General features: G+C 38.8%; 14 protein-coding genes and 1 CRISPR repeat array. Of the genes, 12 read left to right on the top strand and 2 right to left on the bottom strand.

Annotated elements, in window-relative coordinates; translation table 11 throughout:
- The first annotated feature begins 61 nt into the window (after positions 1-61).
- Positions 62-2,830, top strand: a complete 2,769-nt coding sequence (locus A7P54_RS07930) for a pitrilysin family protein (protein ID WP_171549244.1) — start codon at positions 62-64, stop codon at positions 2,828-2,830.
- A 53-nt stretch (positions 2,831-2,883) separates the two neighbouring features.
- Here A7P54_RS07930 and A7P54_RS07925 read toward each other — a convergent pair whose 3' ends face one another.
- Complete coding sequence (locus tag A7P54_RS07925; protein ID WP_005202289.1) at positions 2,884-3,267, bottom strand: DUF3144 domain-containing protein; 384 nt, start codon at positions 3,265-3,267, stop codon at positions 2,884-2,886.
- Between the two features lie 105 nt (positions 3,268-3,372).
- Here A7P54_RS07925 and A7P54_RS07920 point away from each other — a divergent pair, with 105 nt between their 5' ends.
- Positions 3,373-4,005, top strand: a complete 633-nt coding sequence (locus A7P54_RS07920; RefSeq protein ID WP_171549243.1) for a hypothetical protein — start codon at positions 3,373-3,375, stop codon at positions 4,003-4,005.
- 329 nt (positions 4,006-4,334) lie between these two features.
- Here A7P54_RS07920 and A7P54_RS07915 read toward each other — a convergent pair whose 3' ends face one another.
- The gene (locus tag A7P54_RS07915; protein WP_171549242.1) at positions 4,335-5,792 is read right to left on the bottom strand and encodes a CYTH and CHAD domain-containing protein; all 1,458 of its coding nucleotides are present in this window, start codon (positions 5,790-5,792) and stop codon (positions 4,335-4,337) included.
- Positions 5,793-5,969: 177 nt separating this feature from the next.
- On the opposite strand from A7P54_RS07915, the gene A7P54_RS07910 reads away from it, so the two are divergent.
- From A7P54_RS07910 to A7P54_RS07865, 10 genes are all read left to right on the top strand, one after another.
- Positions 5,970-6,341, top strand: a complete 372-nt coding sequence (locus tag A7P54_RS07910; protein WP_171549241.1) for a DUF962 domain-containing protein — start codon at positions 5,970-5,972, stop codon at positions 6,339-6,341.
- A 116-nt stretch (positions 6,342-6,457) separates the two neighbouring features.
- Complete coding sequence (gene cas1f, locus A7P54_RS07905; protein ID WP_171549240.1) at positions 6,458-7,420, top strand: type I-F CRISPR-associated endonuclease Cas1f; 963 nt, start codon at positions 6,458-6,460, stop codon at positions 7,418-7,420.
- Complete coding sequence (gene cas3f, locus A7P54_RS07900; protein ID WP_171549312.1) at positions 7,420-10,803, top strand: type I-F CRISPR-associated helicase Cas3f; 3,384 nt, start codon at positions 7,420-7,422, stop codon at positions 10,801-10,803. The genes cas1f and cas3f overlap by 1 nt, the downstream gene beginning before the upstream one ends.
- 15 nt (positions 10,804-10,818) lie before the next feature.
- Positions 10,819-12,069: a type I-F CRISPR-associated protein Csy1 gene (csy1, locus tag A7P54_RS07895; protein WP_171549239.1), complete on the top strand. Its 1,251-nt coding sequence runs from the start codon at positions 10,819-10,821 to the stop codon at positions 12,067-12,069.
- Positions 12,069-12,953 carry a type I-F CRISPR-associated protein Csy2 gene (gene csy2 / locus A7P54_RS07890; protein ID WP_171549238.1) on the top strand — a complete coding sequence of 295 codons (885 nt, stop codon included), beginning with the start codon at positions 12,069-12,071 and terminating at the stop codon, positions 12,951-12,953. The genes csy1 and csy2 overlap by 1 nt, the downstream gene beginning before the upstream one ends.
- Before the next feature lie 25 nt (positions 12,954-12,978).
- Entirely contained in the window at positions 12,979-13,992 is a 1,014-nt protein-coding gene (gene csy3 / locus A7P54_RS07885; protein WP_171549237.1) for a type I-F CRISPR-associated protein Csy3, read from the top strand.
- 2 nt (positions 13,993-13,994) lie between these two features.
- Complete coding sequence (gene cas6f, locus A7P54_RS07880) at positions 13,995-14,606, top strand: type I-F CRISPR-associated endoribonuclease Cas6/Csy4 (protein ID WP_171549236.1); 612 nt, start codon at positions 13,995-13,997, stop codon at positions 14,604-14,606.
- Positions 14,607-14,737: 131 nt separating this feature from the next.
- Positions 14,738-15,185: direct repeats of the CRISPR family, unit length 28 nt; unit sequence GTTCATGGCGGCATACGCCATTTAGAAA.
- 116 nt (positions 15,186-15,301) lie between these two features.
- Positions 15,302-15,913 carry a thiamine phosphate synthase gene (thiE, locus tag A7P54_RS07875; RefSeq protein ID WP_171549311.1) on the top strand — a complete coding sequence of 204 codons (612 nt, stop codon included), beginning with the start codon at positions 15,302-15,304 and terminating at the stop codon, positions 15,911-15,913.
- An 82-nt stretch (positions 15,914-15,995) separates the two neighbouring features.
- The gene (hemL, locus tag A7P54_RS07870) at positions 15,996-17,294 is read left to right on the top strand and encodes a glutamate-1-semialdehyde 2,1-aminomutase (RefSeq protein WP_033133400.1); all 1,299 of its coding nucleotides are present in this window, start codon (positions 15,996-15,998) and stop codon (positions 17,292-17,294) included.
- 327 nt (positions 17,295-17,621) lie between these two features.
- Entirely contained in the window at positions 17,622-18,038 is a 417-nt protein-coding gene (locus tag A7P54_RS07865) for a heme-binding protein (protein ID WP_171549235.1), read from the top strand.

The following is an 18,038-nucleotide window of genomic DNA, read 5'->3' as shown; positions in this document are numbered from 1 at the left end:
AATCGTTCTCTACTATAGCTTGACGTTTTTATTTAAATCATCAAAAACACTTGGATAAATTATGTTAATGCGGTTTAAGCAACTTACTCTCTCTCTTTGTTTGATTGGGTTGAGTGCAACGTCTTGGTCTCAGACGGTACTCGTAAAAAGTGAAAAAAATATCGAAGAATATAAATTAGATAACGGTTTCAGAGTTATTCTTGCGCCAAACGATAAAGAAAATAAAGTCTATGTAAATACGGTTTATTTGACAGGTTCTTTGAATGATCCTAAGGGTAAAGGCGGACTTGCACATCTATTAGAACATTTGGCCTTTAAAGGCACTCAAAATGTGAAGGGCGATGAGTTTCAACGTCGTCTAGACCAATATACGTTGATGACCAACGCCAGCACAGATTATTATGCGACTAAATATTTAAATATTGTTCGTCCTGAAAAAAATGCACTCAATGAAATCCTATACCTTGAATCAGAGCGTATGGATAAATTGGTGCTACAAGAAAAATTTGTTCCTTCTGAAATTGAAATCGTAAAACGTGAACGAGAAATCCGTATGGATCAACCGTTTGCTGTACTGATGGATCAAATGTGGAAAGCGGCATATGGCAATCAATATTTAGGCCGTTTGCCAATTGGCGATTTACCTGAATTAAAGTCGATTCAACTGAATGAATTGAACCAGTTCTATAGAACTTGGTATGCGCCAAATAATGCAGTAATGGTGATTTCAGGTAAATTTGATAAGACTGAGGTCTTATCTAAAATTGATCAGTATTTTAGTCCAATTCCAGCACGCCCAGTACCTGCGCAAGTTCAAGTGCCTGTTCTCGATTCAAGTAAAATTGAACAGCGTCAGTTTACGGTACAAAAGGGTAGTGATTTAGCTAAATTCCATGTCTATATGAATGGAAAAAATACCCCATTACAACCGACTTTAGCACTTGCGCCAGCGTTATATACCATGCAGCCAAGTGGTACTTTGTATAAGAGTATGGTGGAAACGGGAATCAGCACCGCAGTGCAATCAACCACATGGTTAGATCAAGACTTTAACGTGGTCTTTGTGGGCGCAATTTATGCCCCGAATCATGATGCGAAAAAGGTTGATGAAGCACTAAAAACAGGTGTTGAAAATAGCCAGCCATTCACCGAGGCTGAATTACAGCGGATTAAAAATATTACGCAAAATACCGCAGATACCATTGCCAATGACGCTGTCGCTTTAGGTTCACGCCTGAGCGATTATGCAGTTTCATCACATGGTCAATGGGATCAATACTTTAAGGACTTACAAGCAGTTCAAGACTTAAAGCTGAATGATGCGAATAAAACCTTAAAAGAATTTTTAGTCTCTTCACATCGTATTTCAGGCGATATTTTACCGACGCCTGAAGATCAAAAGAAAGCGATGACTATGAAAGCAGAAGAGAAGCCAAAAACTTTAGATCAAAGCGATGAAAAGCCTGAACCATTAAAAGATGCAAATGTTTACAAGCAGGAAGTGACCCAATTTATGGCACAGTCTGCTCAGCAATTGCAAAAAAATGAGCAGAAAATTCAACGTGGTGAATTAAAGAATGGGATCCGCTATGCACTCTTCCCAACGCCTACACGTGATGATAAAACTTATGCCACGATTAGCTTGGATTTTGGAGATGAAAAAGCATTATTTGGTAAAGGGGTTACTTTAGATTTAGCCAGCTATTTAATGCTGCGTGGTTCTGAAAAGCATACTTTGCAGGAAATTACCGATAAGGCGATTGCGGCTAGCGGTGGTGCCTCGGTCAGTTCAAATGGCAATGGTTTTACCATCGTTGTTCAAGCGAAGAAAGACAAGTTCGAAGACTTCTTTAACTTTATTGTTGATGTCCTTAAGCAGCCAAAATTCTCGCAAACTGAGTTTGATCTAGCAAAAAATCAAAGCCTGTCTGTATTGGATCGTCCATATACGGAACCCGCGGTTGTCTCATCGATGACCTTGTCTAAGATTCTGGAAATCTATCAACCAGGCGATATCCGTTATCACTTTGAACCAGAACTGGCGAAGAAACAGATTAGTGAAGTAACCCAGCCGCAAGTGAAACAATTCTATGATCAGTTCTTTGTGACAGATCATGCTCAAATTGCTGTGACGGGTGATTTTGATGCCAAGAAAATGCAGAAGACTTTACAAAAAGCCTTTGGTTCTTGGAAAGCAAAACAACCATTCACAAAAGTGACAGGCCAATACACGGTGTATAAAGCACAGAAAGTTCATGCCTTATCGGAACAACGTGAGTTTGGTAGCTATCAAAGTGTTTTAGCCTTACCAGTTGGTTCATATCATAAAGATGCGCCAGCTTTAATTATTCTGAGCCATGTTTTAGGTAACTCACAACTTTCATCACGTTTGGCTCAAGAGCTACGCGAGAAGAATGCTTTGGTTTATGGTTTTGGTAGTGGCTTAGATCTTGATCCAGATATTGATGATGGTACTTTAAGCATTACTGCAAATTATACCTCTGGCCGTTCTGAGCAAGTTTCACAATCAGTACACAAGGTATTGAATGAGTTGCTGAGCAAAGGTGTGACTGAGCAGGAAGTGGAAGCAGCCAAAGCAGATATCATGAAAAAACGTGTGACGGCTTTGGAAGACGAGCGCAATATTCATGGCATGTTGACGGGCCAGTTAGAGCGTAACAAAACGCTGTTGGATCGCGCAGAGCGCGATCAGGAGCTTGCGAAATTGACCAAAGAGGATGTCAATGCGGCCATCAAAAAATACATCAAACTGGACCAGTTTGTAGAAGTCATGGCAGATCAATATGGTCAAGCACAAGACTTGAAATAAGCAATCAAAAATAAAGCCACCCATGAGGTGGCTTTATTTTTTTGCATCAAAGATTAATGATCATGTTTGTGGGTATGAAAATCTTCGTTCTTACGGAATCGTAAGTAGTTTTCAAACTGTTCACAATATTCGTCAAAATTATCTTCTAACATCATTTGGAATTGTTGCAGTAGATAAGACATGACTTGTTCTTTGGCATCACGCATTTCATTGCCATCTTTAAAGTTATTAGCTGCGACCCATGTATTAAAACGGGCAGTGGCAAATAACATGGCTGCACTTACTTGGCCACGTAACTCTTCTGGCTTGGCTTGCTGACCTTTGGGTGGTCGGCAGAAATCATTGGCAAGTTTAATAAATTCATCTGCACGCTCAAAAAACACCGCATTTAAAGCTTCTTCATCCGTCACATCGGTGGCGTTAATTTTTTGAGACATGATATTTTCCAGCGACAAGTTAAGACACCTCATTATAGACAAAGCCTTGTCGAAACTAAACCTTTGCCTTAATCTAAAATAGCCTAAGCAATTAGAATAATCACTATGCAAGATGCAATCGCGATTCAAAGCTTAAAAACAGATATAGCCTTACTGCGCCAACATATTTATCCACCTCAGTATTTGGAAAATGTTGAAGGCTTGCCGATTTATTATGGGCTGCAACAAGATGTAGATGAGTATTATCGACAATGGCAACCCTTGATTGAACGGGCACAACAGTTATGCCAGCCTTTTATGGAAGATGACGTGGTGGATGCAATTCATTTACCAAGTCATTTAAATCTGCCGCTATTTTTCTTGCATGTCGATCGGATTCGGATTAATAAAACACGCGCTAAAGAATCTAAAACTTTTCGTGGTGTCGCTGCCTTGTTAGAAAAATGTGGGCAGTTTGAGACGGATCAGATTTTTGCAATGCAGGAATGGTTGGGCAGTGACGATACAGCTGCTTTGGTGGCGCATCGTGAGTTTATTGATTTACGAACTTATGTTTTCCAACACGGACAAAGTGACTATACCCGTACGCGGTTTTATATGAATGGGGTGATTCTCAGTGTTGAACCGCATTTTAAATTAGTCGATGCACGGGATAAGCCACGTAAGCAGCGTAATGATAGTTATAGTGATCCGATTGCAGATAATGGAACGTGGAAGATTTTTGGGAAGTATCGGTAAACGATTTAATTGGAATAAATAGTTTAACACTCTAATTTTCATTAAAAAATAATAGCACAGCCACAAGAGCTGTATAAAGTTTGGATGTTTTCGCGTAGGCGATTTCCTACTTTGTTTTCGGACAAAGTAGGCAAAGCCATTGTCATCAGCAAAACCTGTTTTTTTCTTGGATTTATTAAAATGTATCGCAGAAACATTACTTTGCTTATATCACGCAGGTTGCTGATGACGTTTCCGAGTATCCGCTTTTTTGTAGGACTTAGATTATTTGTGGCGGCATTCATGCCGCCAAGCACGATAGCGATTTAAGGAAATTTGTTTTGGTGGAGCTATCGCTTCTCATCCCAAAAAGCGTCCTGAGCAGATAGGGCTTGAAGCTTTTTATCCGCTTTTTTGGCCACATGTGGTTGCTGAGCCTTAACCCAACCTAATGCAAATAAAAACTGCGGGTGTTCAGCAGTTTGTTGCTCAAAGATTTGCTCAGCAACAAACAGGTCATTATAAAACCCTAAATATTCCTGAATTGGCTGTAACTTACTTAAGAATTGTTGAACCTCTTTTTCTGGATAAACCCCTGCAATAAAGTCGATGCAATAACGTAATTGTTTGACACGCTTACGAGTACGATGTTGTTGCTCAACTTCTAAAGTTGAAAACTGAGCTGCATCTTTTAGAATCTTTTGGTAAAGCTTGGTTAAGCTTTTAGCTGCTTGTTTAGAAAGTTTAGACTTAGACTCATGCTCACTATAGGTGAAGCTGAGTAATGCTAAAAATAGCTGTGTGGTTTTAGTGTGGCTTAATAATTGAGAAACACTGCTGTCAACATTTTCAGGGAATGGGAAATCAAAATCACAGACTTCTTTTACTAAAGGAAGAACAGAATCTTGAATCGCATCATTATCGCGTGATTGACCTAATGCTCTAAAAATATCAGCCAATTGGCTTTCCCAAGTGGGATCAATTTGCGCAGACCAGTTAGAAAAATGCTTTAAAGCAGAACGTAAACGACGTAAACCAACGCGAGCTTGGTGAATATGATCTGCTTCGGCTACACCATCGGCAATTGCTGCTGCATTGGGCAAGATATGATTAAGCGTATTTTCGATAATCAGTTTGATTGCTTGTTCAGCACTGACATTTTTCTCTAGGCTTAATGGTTTCGCTTTGGTGGCAGGGGATACCGTTTTGCCAATAGCCAATAAATTACCACGTTCAGCCTTACTGCGCACATCGAGCCAGAGTTGATATTTATCTACCCACGTTTTGGCAAAATTAATTAGAGACTGTGCTGATCCTTGTTTTAATTCAAATTCAACTTCGCAGATTTTGGCTTGATCGGTTGGAGTACGGATTTCGCCATCGTCCAAGCAGACTTCAATTTGAGCCTCCTCAAACTCAAATACATGGAAGGTACGCTGCACGTCTGTTTGAAACTGCAACTGTAGTTCAGCAGGTTCTTCGCCTAAAACATCGCGAAGTACAGTTTGGACTGTTTGATTATGTTTGTATAAAGATAAATCCAGTTCAGGTTCGTTAGCACATTTGCCTAAATAAATATCTTCTTCGATACGTTGTAAATGGTTTTTACTGGCAGCTTTAAAGGTTTGCACCCAATGTTCACCTTCTTGACGCAGGCGAATAGCCACATAATTTTTAGCCAGTAAACGGTCAGCAGTGTCATAGTATTTTGCTTGTAGCTGAATTTTCTGTGCTTTTTGTTTGCTTAAAACTTGTAACACACTTTTTTTCTTAGATTCAGGGAGTTGAAATTTTAGCTCTATTTCCATGATGTTATGACTCCTGACCACCGAGACTGATATAGACAAAACTTAGTATAACTTGTTGATCTCAAAAATCATTGTAAAGTTGTTTTAAGCTTGGAAAGGATGGCACGCAATGACTTTATTTTGTACAGAAAATGCATTAACGTGTGGAGAGTCTTGCACGATTAGGATGATCTAACAATGAATGCACCAGCGAATATTACCAAGCCAGTGGAATTTTCATTACCGATTAAAAACTATGATGAATTTTATCACTTTTATTTAACAGAACATCGCAGTATTGCCAGCCGTCGTTTGCACGTTGCAGGCAGCTCGGTCGGTTTATATTTCTTTAGTAAAGCGATTCGTAAACGTCAGGCAAAATATGCTTTGTATGGTTTGGTATCAGGCTATGCGTGTGCTTGGGTTGGGCATTTTTTCTTTGAACATAATAAGCCTGCCAGCTTTAAACAGCCGCTGTATAGTTTTATCTCAGATTGGCGCATGTTGTCAGACGTTGCACGTGGTCGTTTAAGTCTGATCGATCGTCAGTTTGATAAAATTGAGTCTTAAATCAATGTATATTTAAAAATTATAAAGCGACATTAGGTGTCGCAAAGCTGCTTCGGCAGCTTTTTTATTGTTCGCTGTTTCAGTAATATCATAAAAAATGAGGGAAAAACACAAGAATGGAACAACTGAACCCGTCTGATTTAAAAGCAATCTTACATTCTAAACGTGCCAATCTTTATTATTTAGAACACTGCAGAGTGATGCAAAAAGATGGGCGAGTGTTATATCTCACCGAAGCAAAGAACGAAAATCAATATTGGAATATTCCCATTGCCAATACCACGGTGATTTTGCTGGGTACAGGGACATCCATTACTCAGGCTGCGATGCGAATGTTGTGTAGCGCAGGTGTGTTGGTGGGTTTTTGTGGTGGTGGTGGCACGCCTTTATTTGCAGGAAGTGAGGTGGAGTGGTTAACACCACAAAGTGAATATCGCCCAACTGAATATATGCAGGGCTGGATGAGCTTCTGGTTTGATGATGCCAAACGTTTGGAAGTTGCTAAGCAATTTCAATTTGCTCGTATCGAATTTATCCGCAAAATTTGGACTAAGGATAAAGATTTAAAGGATGAAGGTTTTTATCTGGATGATTTAGATATTCAGCAAGCTTTGACTGGTTTTGAAAAGAAAATTCCTAATATGGCTAAAGTGGGTGATTTACTCCTCGCCGAAGCACAGATGACTAAGCAACTTTATAAAATTGCAGCAACCCGTTGTAAGTTGAGTTTTGAGCGAAATCCAGAGCAAGGGGATTTGGCCAATGATTTTTTGAATCATGGCAATTACTTAGCCTATGGCCTCAGTGCGACAACGCTTTGGGTTCTAGGAATAAATCATGGTTTCGCAGTGATGCATGGCAAAACCCGACGTGGTGCTTTAGTCTTTGATGTGGCAGATCTCATCAAGGATGCGGTGGTTTTACCATGGGCGTTTATTTGCGCCAAAGAGGGGGTGACTGAGCAAGCGTTCCGTCAACAGCTATTGCAGAAGTTCACAGAATATCGTTGTTTGGATTGGATGTTTGAACAGGTGAAGTTGCAAGCGTGTAAAAGCTTTCCAAGTCAGGAGAGCGAATGATGATAGTCACTTTTATATCTCAATGTGAAAAGAAAGCGATTGCTCGAACTCGGCGTGTGCTTGATGCTTTTGCTGATCGAATTGGTGATAACACATGGCAAACGGTGATTACGGAAGATGGTCTGTTCGCGGTAAAAAAGCTGCTGAGAAAAACGGTGACGAAAAATACAGCAGTTTCATGTCATTGGATACGTGGTCGTCGTAGAAGTGAATTGATGTGGATTGTGGGAAATCGCAATAGATTTAATGAACAGGGAATAGTCCCCGTGAATACCACAAAGAAAAGTTTGGCTCAAAATAAATGGGAAAATGACTGGCATTATTTACCTTTAATTAAGGCATTAGTTGCAGTTTCTGCTTTACTTCATGATTGGGGTAAAGCAACAGTACTATTCCAGCAAAAACTACTCGATAAAAATAACCAATTTAAAGGTGATCCTTTACGTCATGAATGGATTTCATGCCTATTATTAAATGCTTTGGTGCAATCATCAGGCAATATTGAATTTGATGAAGCATGGTTAAATTTATTTATTAATCAAAGTTGGGATGAGGCACTTCTCAAGCAAACGATTGTAAAAGAATCAGATCAATCCAAAGTTTTAGCCCAGCTTCCACCATTCGCTCAATTAGTCGCGTGGCTGATCATTTCACACCATCGCTTACCTAATTTAAAAGAAGATAAGGATTCAAAAAGATATGCTGCTGAACCTGCAAATAGTATTGCAGAATTATTTGAATGTATCGAAGCAAACTGGGGTTATCAAAATAAATTTGATGAAAAGGATTACCAACAACGACTTAAATTGTGTTTTCAGTTTGAGCAAGGTCTGCTAAGCCAATCTGTTGAATGGACAAAACAAATTAAAAAATGGTCTTTACGTTTATTACAGGAAGTTCAAGCATCAGAACAGATTTTTATTGATGGTAGTTGGCGAGTGATTTTGCATCATGCGCGTTTATGTCTAATGTTGGGAGATCATTATTATTCATCGTGCGAAGCAGATAAAGCATGGAAAACGAATTTATCACTTGTTGCAAATACCGATCCAAAAACGAAACAAGCGAAACAGTATTTAGATGAGCATTTAGTTCGAGTTAGTGACAATGCTATGCGGGTGGCTCAGTCGTTAAGCCGTTTAGCAGATGAAATGGAATCTGCATACGATATTCAAAAATTAAAGAAGAAAAGTCCATCAGGTTTTGAATGGCAGGATCAGGCCGCTAAAGGGATTCAGCAATTCATTCAAAAAAATGAAGGGGCTGAGAAACAAGGTTGGTTTATTGTCAATATGGCAAGTACTGGGAAAGGAAAAACCATTGCCAATGCGAAAATCATGCAAGCCTTATCTAAGGATGGACAATCGTTACGGTATATTTTAGCTCTAGGCTTAAGGACTTTAACTTTACAAACGGGGGATTCATACCGTCATGATATTGGTTTAAGTAATGATGAACTCGCTGTTTTAATTGGTTCAAAAGTTGTGCAGGAGTTACATCATCAAAATCAAAATGCCAGAAAAGATCAACAGGACGAATTAAATATCGAAGAAATCGGTTCAGAGTCGTTAGAGACATTATTAGAGAATGAACTGGATTACGACACGATGCCTCAAGCCGATTTTATGAATGCTTTATTCCCAAAAAATCAAGAACAACGTAATAAAGCATTTCTATATAAACCTGTTTTAACCTGTACTATTGATCATATTATGGCAGCGACTGAAACCAAGCGTGGTGGCAAATTTATTTTACCAAGCTTAAGACTTTTATCCTCAGACTTGGTCATTGATGAGGTGGATGATTTCAATGCTCAAGACTTAGTTGCTATTGCCCGACTGGTGCATCTTGCGGGCATGTTGGGCCGAAAAGTGATGATATCGTCAGCAACTATACCCCCAGCATTGGCTGAGGGATTTTTTAATGCTTATCAGCAAGGCTGGGCTTTGTACTCTGCTTTTAAAAAGCTAAAAAATAAAAATATCGTTTCGATGTGGGTTGATGAGTTCAAAACAAAAATTCAAGCCATTGATTCGAATACACCAAAAGAGCTTATGCAACAATATCAAAATACACATGATCAATTTGTAGATCTTCGGACAGCAGCATTAGTTCAGCAAGTTGTTAAACATAAAGCCTATATTGTAGATTGTGCTGATCTTGTAGTTGAAAAAGAAGTCCAACGTTTAGATCAAAGTTTGCAGTCTCAGTATTTTGAAAGGATTAAACAGAATGCTGAACAATTACATTTGAGTCATCACAGTATTGATCTTAAGACAGGCAAAAAAGTCTCTTTTGGTGTGGTGCGTGTTGCCAATATTCCACCCTGTGTTGCTTTAACTCAATACTTACTCAATGCAGAATGGTCGCAGGGCATAGCACCTCGTGTTATGGCCTATCATAGTCGTCAAGTTTTGTTGCTACGTAGTGAACAGGAGCGACATTTAGATCAAGTTCTAAAGCGTAAAGAGAAAGCGGGAGAACAGGCGGCGGCATTCTCAAATGATGTGATTCGTCAGCATCTAGATTCAATTGAAGAAGAACATGTGATTTTTATTTTGGTTGCAACCCCAGTGGAGGAGGTTGGGCGAGACCATGATTTTGATTGGGCCATTGTAGAGCCATCATCTTATCGTTCGATTATTCAATTGGCAGGGCGAGTGTTACGTCACAGAAAATTGGCGCAGAATATCGAAAAGCCAAATATTGCTTTAATGCAATATAATTTAAAAGGATTAAGAAAAGCTAAGGTTGCTTTCGAAAAGCCTGGTTTTGAACTTAATAATGATAAATTCCAATTACACACTAAAGATTTAAAAGAGTTACTTGATATTTCAGATGTGATTTTTAATATTAATGCCATACCAAGAATAAAAACGAATCGACCATTACAAGCAAGAAAAAGACTGGCAGATCTTGAGCATGCAGTAACGGCTGATGTATTAACCTCATACAATAAAGTTGGAGCAAAACCATTAAATTCATGGTTAACCCAAAAATGGTTTTTAACAGCTTTACCTCAAAAATTTATACAATTTAGGCAAAGTTCTCCGAATATTAAGATTTTTGTTGTTTACAGCGATCATAAATTGCTACTCTGTGAAAAAAATGATTTTGGTCATTATATTGATCGGAGCGGTTTTTATAATATTCATTATTTGCAACTAAATAATTTGGAACAAAAAAGATTATGGTTGAATAGGAATTATTACGACATTTTGTGTCGCTTGACACTTGATCATTTTAGTGAGAATGAAGAAGATGTCGATGCAAAGATTGAAAGACTATCGGAACGTTATGGTGAGATTATGTTGCCAGAGTGCGATGAGAATAAACGATTGATGTATTCAGAACAGTTTGGCTTGGTAGTTTCAAATAAATAATAAGATGGAAAGGATATGGCAGAAAGTATTCATGCATTTTTAAATGAACGTAAAGAACTTTGGCTAAAAGATCGTTTAAAAAAAGCAGAAAGTGATGTTGAAACTTCAACTTTGCAACATCAGGCAAATGATAAATTTAGTTTAAATGAGTGGTTGCCTGATGCAGCAAAGCGTGTAACCCAACTTGCAATGGTGAGTCACCCAAGTAAGTTTAGTCATCCAAGTGCCAAGACTTCAAGCCTTATTGCTAAGGCGAAACATTGTAATGATGGCTACTTACGTACTGGTAATGTGGAATACTCATTGGATGTATTTGGTAATGCTGCTGCAATGGATGTATTTAAGTTCTTATCTTTACCGCTTACTGAAAAAATGACGGTTTTGGATGGCTTCGAACAAGACCATCAAGAATTACGGGCTTTAATTACGCATGCAGATTTAAATTTTGAAGCATTGAGTTCAGAGTTTTTAAAAATTAAAGCTGTAGATCATTCAGTAAAAACAGACCATCTAGTAAAACAGGTCTATTTCCCAATTAATCAATCTGAATATCATTTATTATCCATTTTAACACCATCTGGTTTAATTACTCGGCTCAAACAAGCAATTGATGCTATGCGTTTTTCGGAAGAAACCAAAAAATCTAAAGAATCGCGTAAGAAAAATGAACATGATGAAATAGGTTATGCGGATATATTTGATCTAACAATAACAGCGTATGGTGGAACTCAACCACAGAATGTCAGTGTTTTAAATAGCCAAAATGCGGGACGAGCTTATTTACTGTCGAGTTGCCCACCAGTATTAGAAAAAAGAACGATTCGACTTCCTAAAACTGATTTTTTTATGCAGTGTTTATATCGAAGAAATTATCAAGACAGCTTTATTCAATTACATAGATTTATGCAGCTTGATCTAAATAATATAGATATTAGAAATGCGATAAAAAATATTATTCAATTTGTGATTGATCAAGTGTTACTACAGGCATTAAAGACTAGACAATATGCAATTGAAGGGTGGACAAATCAAGATTATTACGCAAACTTACCGAAAATGCAGCGAATTTGGCTAGATAAAACTTATCAAGTCGAGCGAGAAGAAAATAGTGACTGGCGTGACGAATTAAGCCGTGAAATAGCGCGTTGGATATTACGAAGTTATGAAAAAGTAATTAGTGATGCTTATATGCTGGGAACAGTTGAGTTGGTTGAAGTTAAACAGCGTGTAGAAAGCTCATTACAACAAGCAAAGGAGTTTTTCTAATGCGTCATTTTTTATTGATTTCTCATTTAAAACTTCACAATGCCAATGCCATGAGTAGCCCATATACCATTGGATTTCCAGCAATGACAGCTTGGCTTGGCGCAGTCCACGCTTTGCAACGTAAATTACAAGCTAAAGCATGTGATGTGGCTTTAACTAAAGTTGCGGTAAGTTGTCATGAGTTTAATTTGCAAACCTATAAAGGACAGGGCGATTTTGTCCATTCAATTATAGGTACAGCAAATCCATTGGATAAGGATGGAAGTCGCCCCGCTTTTATTGAGGAAGCCCGTTGCCATTTGGAAGTTTCACTTTTAGTTGAAATTGAAGGTCTGAATAACAAAAAAAGAGAGCAATTGTTAGAACTTGCTTCTGAGCTAATTTGTAGTATGAAATTTGCTAGTGGAGATGTTCTTACGGTGAAGAATTGCCAAATACTGGATTTTGATGATGATGAAGATCATGACAGGGAATTAAAACCAATCCTCAATAAACTCATGCTTGGACATGTACTGATCGAGCGCCGTGATCTCGTAATAGACAGTATGAATCAAGGTAAAGATGCTTTAGATGCGGTTTTAGAATATTTACACGTAACGCATAGTTCTAATGTAGATGAAGATAACAAAGTGACATGGACCTCAAAGCGTAAAGCTCAAGGTTGGCTTGTACCTGTCGCTGTTGGCTTTCAAGGAATTTCTGAGTTGGGATTCGCAAAAAATCAAAGGGATGCCAATACACCACATCGGTTTGCCGAAAGTGTTTTAACTTTAGGTGAATTTTTGATGCCGTATCGCATAGAACATCTTGATCAAATGTTATGGCAATACCATTTTGATTCAGAAAACAATTTATATCTCTGCCAAAACGCTACAACAAATTAATTTGATATTGAAAAAGGAAAGACTCATGGCTAAAAATGAAAAAGCAGTCGCAAGTGTACTCGCATTTGAAAAGAAACTTGTTCCATCTGATGGATATTTTTATGGAACGACTTGGGATAATCGCAATGAACAAACAGCTTTAAAACTCATTCCTAAATCAGTCCGAGGAACAGTATCACATCGTCTGAAAAATAAAACTGATAAAGATATGCTTAAATTGGATATGGATATTACTAATGCCAATCCACAAACAGTAGATGCCTGTGCTTTAGGTGAGCATCAAGATACTTTAAAAGTTGGTTTTACTTTGAAAGTATTAGGTGGTGTTGAAAATCCATCTGCTTGTAACAATGAAGCTTTTTTAAACTCTTATCAAGCTGTGGCCAAAAGTTATATTAACAAATATGGCTTTACAGAGCTTGCGAAACGTTATGCGCTCAATATTGCTAATGCTCGTTTTTTATGGCGTAACCGTGTCGGTGCAGAAAAAGTAGAGGTTGTGGTAACAATAAATGATCAACCTGCTATAACATTTAATGCTTTGGAATATCCACTGCATGATTTTGACCATGTAGATGAAAAGTTGAAAAAATTAGCTGATCAAATCGCTCAGGCTCTAAAAGGTGAAACAGCATATTTATTGATTAAAGTTGATGCTTATGCCTTGGTGGGTAAAGCGCAAGAAGTTTATCCAAGTGAAGAACTAGTTTTGGATAAAGGTAAGGGGGATAAGAGTAAAATACTTTATCAAGTCAATGATGTTGCTGCAATGCACTCTCAAAAAATTGGCAATGCGTTACGTACAATTGATACTTGGTATCCTGAGTTTGATGACAAAAAAACAGCAATCGCGATTGAACCTTATGGTGCGGTCACAAATCTTGGAAAAGCTTATCGTACTCCTAAAGAGAAAAAAGACTTTTTTACCTTATTTGATAAGTATGCTTTAGGTGAGTCATTAGAAAATCTAGAACAAGAACACTATGTTATGGCTGTTTTAGTGCGTGGTGGGGTGTTTGGTCAAAGTGCGAAGGATTAATAATGCAATATTATCAAGAAATCACTTTAATTGATCAGGATGAAATTTCACCTTATTTCATTTGGTCAAAAGTGTATACCCAACTTCATATTGCTTTTGCTGAGCATAGTGATAATCAAGATCAGAGCCGCTTAGGTGTCTCTTTCCCTCAATATCGTATTAACCAGCAAAAGAATATTGGTTTTTTGGGTAAGAAAATTCGCATTTTTGCCAATACAGAAGCCGAGTTACAGCAACTTAATCTGGGGATGTGGTTGGAACGGTTTGTGGACTATGTCCATTTCACTCAACCACGTGAAGTACCTCAAGCTAAAATTATGGGTTACGCTCATTATTTTCGAGTTAATCCAAAAATGAGTTTGGAGCAACGTATTGTTCATCAAGCTCAGCGCCATAATATTTCTTTAGATCAAGCGAGACAGCACTTTAAGCAATATATTGATCAGCCTGTAGTTGAGCCTTATGTGAGTTTGAAAAGCCTAAGTGCAAAACGAGAGGAAAATATAGATCGACCGTATCGCTTATATATTGGTAAATCTGTTGCTGATGAGGCAAAAGATGGAACATTTGGAACTTATGGGTTAAGTCGTTTCTCAACCGTACCAGAGTTTTAACCCAATATTTTTTGACTCTTTAACAGCTTAATAAAATCAATGAGTTACAGTAAGTGGTTTTTTGATTGGGTAAAATGCCTAAATCTATATTAACTACTTGTTGTAACTTATATTTCTACTATAATTTTATAGTTCATGGCGGCATACGCCATTTAGAAATTCGCCACCAATAAGGCCCTCTTCGCAGTAAAGTTCATGGCGGCATACGCCATTTAGAAAGGCGCAGCACCGAGCCTTAACATTTCCAATTTGTTCATGGCGGCATACGCCATTTAGAAAGTGATAGCAAACACATAAAACGCGATAAGAGCGTTCATGGCGGCATACGCCATTTAGAAAAATCAAAGTATGGGAATGTATATTCACCTATAGTTCATGGCGGCATACGCCATTTAGAAATTCGGATTTGACTCAATCAGATCTAGGACAGAGTTCATGGCGGCATACGCCATTTAGAAATTAATGTCAGAGAGAAAATTAAATTGGCATTAGTTCATGGCGGCATACGCCATTTAGAAAGCATAAATTTGATGGGCAATCAATCGAAGATCGTTCATGGCGGCATACGCCATTTATTTGTGAGGCAGAGAGTAGATAGGTTAATTAATAAGAACTTACACACTTACTCTCTTTAATTTTTAACCAAGAAAATATACCCTGAAGCTAATGTAATTATAGTGAATAGTGAAACGTTCATGCGCGGTCTATACCTCATTACCAACGATGATCCAATCCAATTATTATTAGAAAAACTAGATGTGGCTTTAGCAACAGGACAGGTTGCGATTCTGCAATACCGTCGTAAGAAAGTCGAAAAAGCAGATCAGCCAAGTGAAGTCGAGCAGATCAAAGCACTTTGTGAAAAGCATCAAGTCCCGTTTGTGATTAATGATGATTTAGCTTTGGCTGAACAATTTGGTTTAGGTGTGCATCTTGGACAATCCGATGGTGAAATTAGTGATGCGGCCGCACGTTTACCACAAGGTGTAATTATTGGTCGAACTTGCTTAAACTCATTAGAGTTGGCGGAAAAGGCGATTGCTGATGGTGCAACTTATGTGGCCTTTGGTGCGGTTTATGCGACCTCAACCAAACCTGAAGCAGGTAATGTCGGCATCGAAGTGATTAAGCAAGCGAAACAAAAATTTGCCGTGCCGATTTGTGCCATTGGTGGTCTGACGGTTGAAAATTCTCAAGTGGTGATTGAGGCTGGGGCAAGCCTTTGTGCCGTAATTAGTGATATATTAGGACGATCAACAGCCGAAATTCCTGCTCGTGTAAATGCATGGGCAACGTTATTTGACTAATTATATGTATCCGCTTCGCGGAACTTTTATTGTTTCTCGGAACCACAACGTTCCTCGTCCTCGATTCTAGGTTGAGTCTTTTATGAGCTTATCTCCAAAGCAAGAACAGCTATTTAAACAAGCAAATAAACATATTCCAGGTGGCGTAAATTCACCTGTACGTGCATTTAACGGTGTTGGTGGTACGCCAGTCTTTATCGAAAAGGCAAAAGGGGCGTACTTGTGGGATGTCGATGGCAAGCGTTATGTGGACTATGTCGGTTCATGGGGACCAATGATTTTAGGTCATGCACATCCTGATATTATTCAAGCAGTACAAACTGCGGCAGAAGATGGCCTAAGTTTTGGCGCACCAACGGTACATGAAACCACTTTGGCAGACACCATTTGCGAGATCATGCCTTCAATTGAATTGGTACGTATGACCAGCTCAGGTACTGAAGCCACCATGACCGCGATTCGTTTGGCACGTGGTTATACTGGCCGTGACAAGATTGTGAAATTTGAAGGCTGCTATCACGGTCATTCCGATTCATTATTGGTCAAAGCAGGTTCAGGCTTATTGACGCTTGGTGAAGGTGAGCCAACTTCAAAAGGTGTACCAGCTGATTTTGCTAAACATACATTAACGCTCCCGTATAACAATATCGAAGCGTTGAAAGAGTGCTTTACCAAGTTCGGTCATGAGATTGCTGGGGTAATCATTGAACCTGTTGCAGGCAACATGAATTTAGTGACGCCAATCGATGGTTTCTTGCAAGCAATTCGTGATGTCTGTGATGAATACAAATCTGTCTTTATCATTGATGAAGTAATGACAGGTTTCCGTGTTGCTTTAGGCGGTGCACAATCGGTCTATAAGGTTAAACCTGATTTGACCACGTTGGGTAAAATCATTGGTGCGGGCTTACCGGTTGGTGCTTTTGGTGGTAAACGTGAAATCATGGAATGCATCGCACCTTTAGGTGGTGTTTATCAAGCAGGTACATTGTCAGGGAATCCATTGGCAATGCGTGCAGGTATTGCGATGTTCAAGCATCTTCGTGAACCAGAGTTTTATGACAAGCTAGCTGCACAGCTCGCAAAATTGCTTGAGGGTTTGCAGGCTGCGGCAGATGAAGCGGGTATTCCATTTAAAACCCAGCAAGTGGGTGGCATGTTCGGCTTGTATTTCACCGATCAAGAGGACATTACCAGCTTTGATTCAATGTTGGCTTGTGACGTTGAAGCATTTAAGAAATTCTTCCATGGCATGTTAAAGCGTGGTGTCTATCTTGCTCCATCTGCATTTGAAGCCGGATTTATCTCGTCTATGCATTCAGATCAAGATATTGCAGAGACCATTCAGGCAGCCAAAGAAACATTTGCAGAAATGAAATAACGCTGTGATGCATACAGAAGCCCGATTTGTTCGGGCTTTTTTTATCGGCGCATTTTACTTGAGCTAAATAGAGAGCTTAACTGGTTTAAAAATAATAGATGATCGTAACGGAATCTTACCAAGTTCCCAACTGTTCGTATGATCAACCTCAGCGACGAAGCGCAAAGATAAACAATCTTTACTGTACCGCAAGGTGAAATAATGCTTGAATAGTAAACTATATTTGCGTTGGTCTTAGGCTGTGCTTTGGGCTTGCGTAAGCTGTGGATTGCAGCTGTATCATATCTAAAAGCTTTTTATAAGAAACCCATAGGAATGGAGTAAAACATGAAAACTAAACATTATTTAACGTCCGCTGATGTGGAAATTTTAGTTGACGCAGCATTGCAATATGCAACAGCGCACAGCTTTAATGTCAGCATTGCAGTTGTCGATGACGGAGGAACTTTATTAATGATGAAGCGTATGGATGGCGCATCGGTACTATCGACACAGATTTGCCAAGAAAAAGCACAATCTGCTGCGGTCAGCCGAAGAACCACCAAGGCATCGGAAGATATGATCCGTGATGGTAAGATCGGCTTTTTAACGATCAATGCAGCAAAAGGCATGTTAGAAGGTGGTGAGCCGATTGTTTATCAAAGGCAGGTTGTTGGAGCTGTGGGTGTTTCGGGTGTACAATCTTTTCAAGATGCAGAAATTGCTCAACATGCGATTCAACAATTTCTAGAGCAACAGACCTAA

The organism is Acinetobacter sp. Ac_3412, from assembly GCF_013072675.1.
GTDB classification, from domain to species: Bacteria; Pseudomonadota; Gammaproteobacteria; order Pseudomonadales; family Moraxellaceae; genus Acinetobacter; species Acinetobacter higginsii.
This window is presented reverse-complemented; position numbering and strand designations above follow the sequence as displayed.

What these genes read in the sequence shown, in the direction of transcription:
- A7P54_RS07930 (WP_171549244.1), top strand. Translation starts at nt 62, where the DNA reads ATGTTAATGCGGTTTAAGCAACTTACTCTCTCTCTTTGTTTGATTGGG.
- A7P54_RS07925 (WP_005202289.1), bottom strand. Translation starts at nt 3,267, where the DNA reads ATGTCTCAAAAAATTAACGCCACCGATGTGACGGATGAAGAAGCTTTA.
- A7P54_RS07920 (WP_171549243.1), top strand. Translation starts at nt 3,373, where the DNA reads ATGCAAGATGCAATCGCGATTCAAAGCTTAAAAACAGATATAGCCTTA.
- A7P54_RS07915 (WP_171549242.1), bottom strand. Translation starts at nt 5,792, where the DNA reads ATGGAAATAGAGCTAAAATTTCAACTCCCTGAATCTAAGAAAAAAAGT.
- A7P54_RS07910 (WP_171549241.1), top strand. Translation starts at nt 5,970, where the DNA reads ATGAATGCACCAGCGAATATTACCAAGCCAGTGGAATTTTCATTACCG.
- cas1f (WP_171549240.1), top strand. Translation starts at nt 6,458, where the DNA reads ATGGAACAACTGAACCCGTCTGATTTAAAAGCAATCTTACATTCTAAA.
- cas3f (WP_171549312.1), top strand. Translation starts at nt 7,420, where the DNA reads ATGATAGTCACTTTTATATCTCAATGTGAAAAGAAAGCGATTGCTCGA.
- csy1 (WP_171549239.1), top strand. Translation starts at nt 10,819, where the DNA reads ATGGCAGAAAGTATTCATGCATTTTTAAATGAACGTAAAGAACTTTGG.
- csy2 (WP_171549238.1), top strand. Translation starts at nt 12,069, where the DNA reads ATGCGTCATTTTTTATTGATTTCTCATTTAAAACTTCACAATGCCAAT.
- csy3 (WP_171549237.1), top strand. Translation starts at nt 12,979, where the DNA reads ATGGCTAAAAATGAAAAAGCAGTCGCAAGTGTACTCGCATTTGAAAAG.
- cas6f (WP_171549236.1), top strand. Translation starts at nt 13,995, where the DNA reads ATGCAATATTATCAAGAAATCACTTTAATTGATCAGGATGAAATTTCA.
- thiE (WP_171549311.1), top strand. Translation starts at nt 15,302, where the DNA reads ATGCGCGGTCTATACCTCATTACCAACGATGATCCAATCCAATTATTA.
- hemL (WP_033133400.1), top strand. Translation starts at nt 15,996, where the DNA reads ATGAGCTTATCTCCAAAGCAAGAACAGCTATTTAAACAAGCAAATAAA.
- A7P54_RS07865 (WP_171549235.1), top strand. Translation starts at nt 17,622, where the DNA reads ATGAAAACTAAACATTATTTAACGTCCGCTGATGTGGAAATTTTAGTT.